The organism is Archangium sp. (genome assembly GCF_036388035.1).
GTDB lineage: Bacteria > Myxococcota > Myxococcia > Myxococcales > Myxococcaceae > Archangium.
In genome coordinates, this window is record NZ_DASVSO010000802.1 from 1 (window position 1) to 5,997 (window position 5,997).

The window sequence follows — 5,997 nt, forward strand, 5'->3', positions numbered from 1 at the left end:
GAACTGCTTGAACTTGTTGAGATCCTCGCAGCCGGTGCCAGCGACGTCATTGTTGCCCGAGCCGCAGGTGGCGTTGGTGGTGCTGTAGCCACTGGTCTGATCGTCCGCGTCCCCGAGGAGCACGACCACGAGGGTGGCGTCCTGGCGCGCCTGGGTGTCGGACTCGGTGGCGCCCGAGGCGGTGCCCGGCGTCATGTCGTCGACGGCCTTGCGGGCCGCACCGAGCAGACCCTCGGCGCCGTTGCCACCGATGCCCACCCAGCAGCCGCCGTTGGCGCCCTGGGTGGCGTCACCGGGACAGGTCGCGGTCTGGGGCGTGGTGGGCACCCCGCTGCAAACCTTGGTGGTGCCGTTGCAGGTGCTGTTCTCCGTGAGCCACGCCCTCACCTTGTTCACGTTGCGGGTGAAGCGCCGCAGCCTGGCCGCGTTGCTCTCGGTCCCGAAGTGGTAGTTCGAGGTGACCAGCGCCATGCGCCAGTCCAGGGACGAGGCGTTGAGCGCGTTCACCGCGGACTGGGCGGTGGCGGCCAGCGCGTTCTGCGAGGTCCTCATCGAGCCGCTGTCGTCCACGACGAAGAGGAAGTCCACCTTGGGCGAGTTGAGGGTGAAGCTCTCACACTGCACCGCCGTGGCCTCGCCGAACTGGGCGAGCGCGGAGCCATCCGAGAGATCCTTCACGGAGAAGGCCGCCGGCGTGCCGCGGTTGGTCCCCGACACGTTCGCCAGGGGCGCCACGGCGATGAGCACCACCAGGCTCTGGGCGGAGCGGTGCACGAACACCGTCTGGAGCCGGAAGTCGCCGGTCACGCCCGCCGCCGTGCTGCTGAGGCGGCCCGTGCTGCCGGGCACCAGCGCGTTCACGAGCTGGTCGGTGCGGCGCTTGAGATCCGTGGTCGATCCGGCCTGGTCATAGAAGGCCTGCACGGCCTGGAAGCCCTCCCACGTCTTGAACGTCTGGGCGGTGCGGTTGCTCAGGGTGCCCGTGCCGTTGATGGTGGGCCGCAGGGCCTCCTCGTCGCCGAGCGGGTCGGTGGCGCCCGCGGGCGGCGTGGTGCGGAAGGCGAGGAAGGCGACCTTCGTGGTGCTGTCGTAGCCCACCAGGCCCTTCACGTCGCTGCCCACCTTGATCTGGGTGACCTCCGTGAAGGAGGGGGGCAGCGCCAGCTTGATGTCCGCCCCGTCCGCCGACTGGAAGCTCACCGGGCGCAGGTTCTCGGCGGTGCACACCTGGGCGACCGGGCCCGTCGTGTCGGTGCCGTTCTGGGGATCCAGCTCACCGGGGTCCACGGTGCCGTTCTGGTTGATGTCCTCGGCGCCGTCCTCCACCCCGTCGCCATCGGAGTCCGGGTTCGAGGCGTCCGTGGTGGTGTTGGGGTTGGCGTCCGGGACGAAGACCTTGCCGCAGTTCGCCGGGTCCGGGCTGCTGGTGACGCCCCGCTCCACGCCGTCCGAGATGCCGTCGCTGTCGGTGTCGAAGCGACGCGGCTCGGTCTCGGTGGCCTCGCGGGTGCCGTTGGCGTTCTGGTCCTCGCCCTTGGTGCTCGCGGTGTTCGGGCCGTCGATCAGACCATCGCAGTCGGTGTCCTTGCGCAGCGGGTCGGTCTCGGTGTCGTCCACCTTGCCGTTGTGGTTGGCGTCCTCCACGCCGTCCTTCAGGCCATCGCCATCCGAGTCCGCCTGGACCGGGCTCGTCGTCAGCCCATCATTGGAGGCCGGGGGGAGGGAGCAGGAGGTGCCCGCCACCGGGGTGGTGACACCCACCTCGAGACCGTCCGGGAGTCCGTCGCCGTCGGTGTCCGTGCGGCCGGGGTGCGTCTTCAACCCGCCTTCATGGGCCGTCTCGAACTCGACCTTGTCGCTCAGGCCGTCGCAGTCGGTGTCCTTGGTGGCGTTGTTCGGGTCGTTGGGATCCGTGGGCAGTGGCGCGGGGCCCGGCTCCTCCTCACCGGTGCCCGAGTCAGGCGTACCGGGGTCGGGCTCCGGAGGGGTGCACGCGGACGCCGTCACCAGGCTCATCACGAGCAACGTGGCGCTGAACAGGTGTCGCAAATTCATGAGGGCTCTTTCTTCAGAGAATGTTTCGCGTCTGAGAAGCCGTCCCCCCCACACGGCTGAGCGCGAATCATACGCCTTTGAAAAGCCTCATTCGCGGGTTTCGCTATGGCTGGGATTTTACGACAGACATCCGGCTGTTTCGCGAAGCTCTGAACGAGCCTCTCGGCTCACTTCAGCTCGTCCCATTGGAAAGTTCCAATGGGACGAACGAGAGCACCGGCTCAGCACTCGATGATGTTCACCGCGAGCCCGCCGCGAGCGGTCTCCTTGTACTTGGTCATCATGTCCGCGCCCGTCTGGCGCATGGTGGCGATGACCTTGTCGAGCGACACCTTGTGCTTGCCGTCGCCCTGGAGGGCGAGCCGCGCGGCGTTGATGGCCTTGATGGAGCCCATGGCGTTGCGCTCGATGCACGGCACCTGGACGAGCCCGCCGATGGGATCGCACGTGAGCCCGAGGTTGTGCTCCATGCCGATCTCCGCCGCGTTCTCCACCTGCTCGGGCGAGCCACCCATCACCTCGGCGAGCGCGGCGGCCGCCATGGAGCAGGCGACGCCCACCTCGCCCTGGCAGCCCACCTCGGCGCCGGAGATGGAGGCGTTGAGCTTGTAGAGCATGCCGATGGCGGCCGCGGTGAGCAGGAAGCGGATGGCGCCCTCGTCATCCGCGTTGGGCACGAAGCGCCGGTAGTAGTGGAGCACCGCCGGCACGATGCCGGCCGCGCCATTGGTGGGCGCCGTCACCACGCGCCCGCCGGCCGCGTTCTCCTCGTTCACCGCGAGCGCGTAGAGGTTCACCCAGTCCATCGCCACCAGCGGATCCGACGTGCCGCGCATGTCGCCCTTGAGCTTGCGGTGGATGCCCGCCGCGCGCCGCTTCACCTTGAGCCCGCCAGGGAGGATGCCCTCGCGCTCGCAGCCCCGCTTCACGCACGCCTGCATGACCTCCCAGATGCGCAGCAGCCGCGCGCGCACCTCGGCCTCGGGCCGCAGCGCCTTCTCGTTCTCGAACATCAGCGTGCTGATGCAGAGCCCGTGCTGCTGGCAGAGCGCCAGCAGCTCCGCGCCCGTCTTGAAGGGGTAGGGAATCTTCCGGTCCTGCGTGCCCCCGGCCGTCGTCGGGGTGCCGTCATCGTTCACGACGAAGCCACCGCCCACCGAGTAGTAGGTGCGGATGAAGGGCTCGCTCCGCCCGGAGAGCACCGCGGTGAAGCGCATGCCATTCGGGTGCCGGGGCAGGGACTGTCGCTTGTGGAAGACGATGTCCTCGGAGGGCCGGAACTTCACCTGCTGCTGGCCGAGCAGCTTCAGCTTCGCCGTCTCGGTCACCGCGGAGATGCGGGCGGGCACGGCGTCGCAGTCGACCTCCTCCGGACGATCGCCCTCCAGTCCGAGGATGACGGCGACGTCACTGCCGTGCCCCTTGCCGGTGTGTCCGAGCGAGCCGAAGAGCTCCGCCTTCACGGACTCGACGGCGGCGAGCCCGCTGGTGCTCACGAGGGACTCCACGAACTGCCGCGCGGCCCGCATGGGGCCCACGGTGTGAGAGCTCGAGGGCCCGATGCCAATGCTGAACATGTCGAAGACGCTGAGTGACACGACTGCCTCCCGCCCTTGGGGCGCGCGAACCTATACCCCAAGCTCGGGCCGTGTGCCGCAGGGCCCCCGGGCGCGATCCCTGACGGGGTGCGTCACCCAGGGCGGTCTAACGACCCGAGGCGGCCGAGGCGGCGAACTCCTCCGGCATGAGGGGGCCCAAGAAGGGCAGCTTCCAGCGCTGGACGCTCGACAGGTCGGGCTTCAGCCGAGGGACCGTGCGCAGGCTCATTCCCACGAGGGACAGCAGGCCCAGGGCGACGGCACCGGTGGCCACGTCGCGGAGCACCCGGGGCCAGAGCGCGCGGACTCCCCACATACCGACGGGGAGGACATAGACGGGGAGGGCGACGAGGCCCGCGAGGACGAGCAAGCGTCGCTTGTCGGAAGCATCAGAGGAAGGAGTGGGATCCATGGTTGCTCTAAAAGCTGAGGGCGCCCGGGGCGGAGGGAAAGGCTCTCCGCGATGCCCGCTGCACGCAGAGTCGTAGGACGGACAAGCCGTCCCGGGGTGTGGCCGCCTCCCTGTGGATGGGCCCTGCGGCTCCATCCGGTTGCCCCCGGGGCGTGGCGTCCCTACGGGTACGAGACGGGGGAAGGACATGAAGGTCATCGTCTTTGGTGCGACGGGCGGAACGGGCCGGGCCACGGTGCGGGAGTTGCTCGAGGGGGGCCACGAGGTGACGGCGTTCTCACGGCATTCGGAGCAGCTCGACCTCCTCTCGGAGCGGCTGCACCTCCAGTCCGGGGACGTGCTGCACGCCAAGGACGTGGAGAGCGCGGTGTCCGGACAGGACGCGGTGGTGGTGGCGCTCGGGGTGAACGACAACCCCCTGAAGGTGCGGTTGCTCCACCGCTCGCGCACGCCCGTCACCGTCTGCTCCGGGGGCACCCGGCTCATCATCGACGCGATGAAGCGGCAGGGGCTGCGCAGGCTCGTGGTGCTCTCGGCCTATGGCGTGGGGGAGACGCGCGACAAGCTGCCCTGGCCCTTCAAGCTGGCCTACCGGCTGCTGCTCAAGGAGCAGATGGCCGACAAGGAGCGCCAGGAGGTGATGGTGCGCAGCAGCGGGCTCGACTGGGTCATCGTCCAGCCGGTGGGGCTCACCGACGCGCAGCCGAAGGACGAGGTGCTGGCCTCCGCCGAGGGGCAGGTGCGCCGCACCACCATCCCCCGCCGCAACGTGGGGCGCTTCCTGGCCACCGCCGTGACGGGCGACCGGTTCCTCCACCAGTCGGTCGCGCTGTCGGGGTGAACCGCCTACCGCCCGTACGTGCCGCTCCGGACCTCGACGAGCTTGCCGTTCTCGAACACCACCACCTGCATCAGCCGGTGGGGGCCGAAGTTGTACGTCCACTCGTCGATGTTCTTCTGGACGACCCGCTCGGTGGTGGTGTCGGTGTCGGGCCCCTTGTACTTCTGCTTCACCCCCTCGTACTCGGTGCGGCTCTCCTTGAGCATCGGCTCTCCGCACTTGAGGAGGACGTCGGCCTTGGAGGCCCCATCCGAGATGAGATCGCTGCCGCAGCGGAGCGAGAACGCGTCACCACGGGTCGGGAAGAAGAGCAACGAGAGGACCAGGGGCGCGAGCCAGGCGCGCATCGGACATGCTCCTTGGAGGTCAGGGGCTCGGGATGAGCGAGCCCCTGACGTCATGCCGGCGAGATTTATTCATCAACCCGGCCCGCTATTGTCTCCATCCCCATCATCGTCGTCGTCACCACCGTCTCGGCCGCCATCCCGGTCGTCGTCGTCACCGCCGTCCCGTCCGCCATCCCGGTCGTCGTCGTCACCACCGTCCCGGCCGCCATCCCGATCGTCGCCGCCATCGACCCCGCCGTCGACTCCGCCATCCAGGCGACGCTCGGGGTTGGGCTCCGTGGGACTCTCACACACCTGTCCCTCCGGGCAGCTGTCATCGGAACCGCCACATGCCACGGCGAGCAGGAGCGCACCTAGCAGCCCCAGCCCCCAGCGGCCTCCCTTGATCCCTTGCATATGGTTCCCCCCCGCGCGGAGGCTCTGCACGGCTGGGAGCCGCGGCAAGGGATGGGCAATGCGCTACCCCGCGCGGGGTAGCGCTGTTCCCTCCCGGTGCCACCCGGAGTTCCAGGGTGGTCTCCTGCGGCGGCGCGATGGAGGCGGTACCTTTACCCGGGAGAAGCGGGAGGAGCGGCGATGGTGGAGTCGCAGGTGGGTTTGAGACTGATGGTGTACGACCGCACCTGTCGGGGGCCGTGGGGCCTTCCGGGGCTCACCTTCTCGTGGCGGGTGGGCGGTGTGCTGTACCGCGCGCTCGGGCGAATCGATGACTGGAAGGGCGTGGCGAGCTGGCCCGAGGCGCTC

General features: G+C 69.2%; 6 protein-coding genes. 1 reads left to right on the top strand and 5 read right to left on the bottom strand.

Annotated features, from left to right (window positions below; translation table 11 throughout):
- From cglD to VF697_RS32990, 3 genes are all read right to left on the bottom strand, one after another.
- On the bottom strand, positions 1–2,055 hold a 2,055-nt coding region (gene cglD / locus VF697_RS32980), incomplete at its 3' end, for an adventurous gliding motility lipoprotein CglD (protein WP_331101228.1).
- A 221-nt stretch (positions 2,056–2,276) separates the two neighbouring features.
- The gene (locus tag VF697_RS32985) at positions 2,277–3,653 is read right to left on the bottom strand and encodes an L-serine ammonia-lyase (RefSeq protein WP_331101229.1); all 1,377 of its coding nucleotides are present in this window, start codon (positions 3,651–3,653) and stop codon (positions 2,277–2,279) included.
- Positions 3,654–3,759: 106 nt separating this feature from the next.
- On the bottom strand, positions 3,760–4,065 hold the full coding sequence (locus tag VF697_RS32990) for a hypothetical protein (protein WP_331101231.1): 306 nt from the start codon (positions 4,063–4,065) through the stop codon (positions 3,760–3,762).
- A gap of 187 nt (positions 4,066–4,252) precedes the next feature.
- On the opposite strand from VF697_RS32990, the gene VF697_RS32995 reads away from it, so the two are divergent.
- The gene (locus VF697_RS32995; RefSeq protein WP_331101233.1) at positions 4,253–4,906 is read left to right on the top strand and encodes an NAD(P)-binding oxidoreductase; all 654 of its coding nucleotides are present in this window, start codon (positions 4,253–4,255) and stop codon (positions 4,904–4,906) included.
- A gap of 5 nt (positions 4,907–4,911) precedes the next feature.
- On the opposite strand, the gene VF697_RS33000 is transcribed toward VF697_RS32995, so the two are convergent.
- Both VF697_RS33000 and VF697_RS33005 read right to left on the bottom strand, forming a co-directional pair.
- Positions 4,912–5,253 (bottom strand): DUF2845 domain-containing protein, encoded by a 342-nt coding sequence (locus VF697_RS33000; protein ID WP_331101235.1) that lies wholly within the window; start codon positions 5,251–5,253, stop codon positions 4,912–4,914.
- Positions 5,254–5,318: 65 nt separating this feature from the next.
- Positions 5,319–5,504: a hypothetical protein gene (locus tag VF697_RS33005; RefSeq protein WP_331101236.1), complete on the bottom strand. Its 186-nt coding sequence runs from the start codon at positions 5,502–5,504 to the stop codon at positions 5,319–5,321.
- Positions 5,505–5,997 lie beyond the last annotated feature (493 nt).

Excerpts from the sequence above, each read along its gene's own strand:
- VF697_RS32990 (WP_331101231.1), bottom strand. The coding sequence starts at position 4,065 with ATGGATCCCACTCCTTCCTCTGATGCTTCCGACAAGCGACGCTTGCTC.
- VF697_RS32995 (WP_331101233.1), top strand. The coding sequence starts at position 4,253 with ATGAAGGTCATCGTCTTTGGTGCGACGGGCGGAACGGGCCGGGCCACG.
- VF697_RS33000 (WP_331101235.1), bottom strand. The coding sequence starts at position 5,253 with ATGCGCGCCTGGCTCGCGCCCCTGGTCCTCTCGTTGCTCTTCTTCCCG.
- VF697_RS33005 (WP_331101236.1), bottom strand. The coding sequence starts at position 5,504 with ATGGCGGAGTCGACGGCGGGGTCGATGGCGGCGACGATCGGGATGGCG.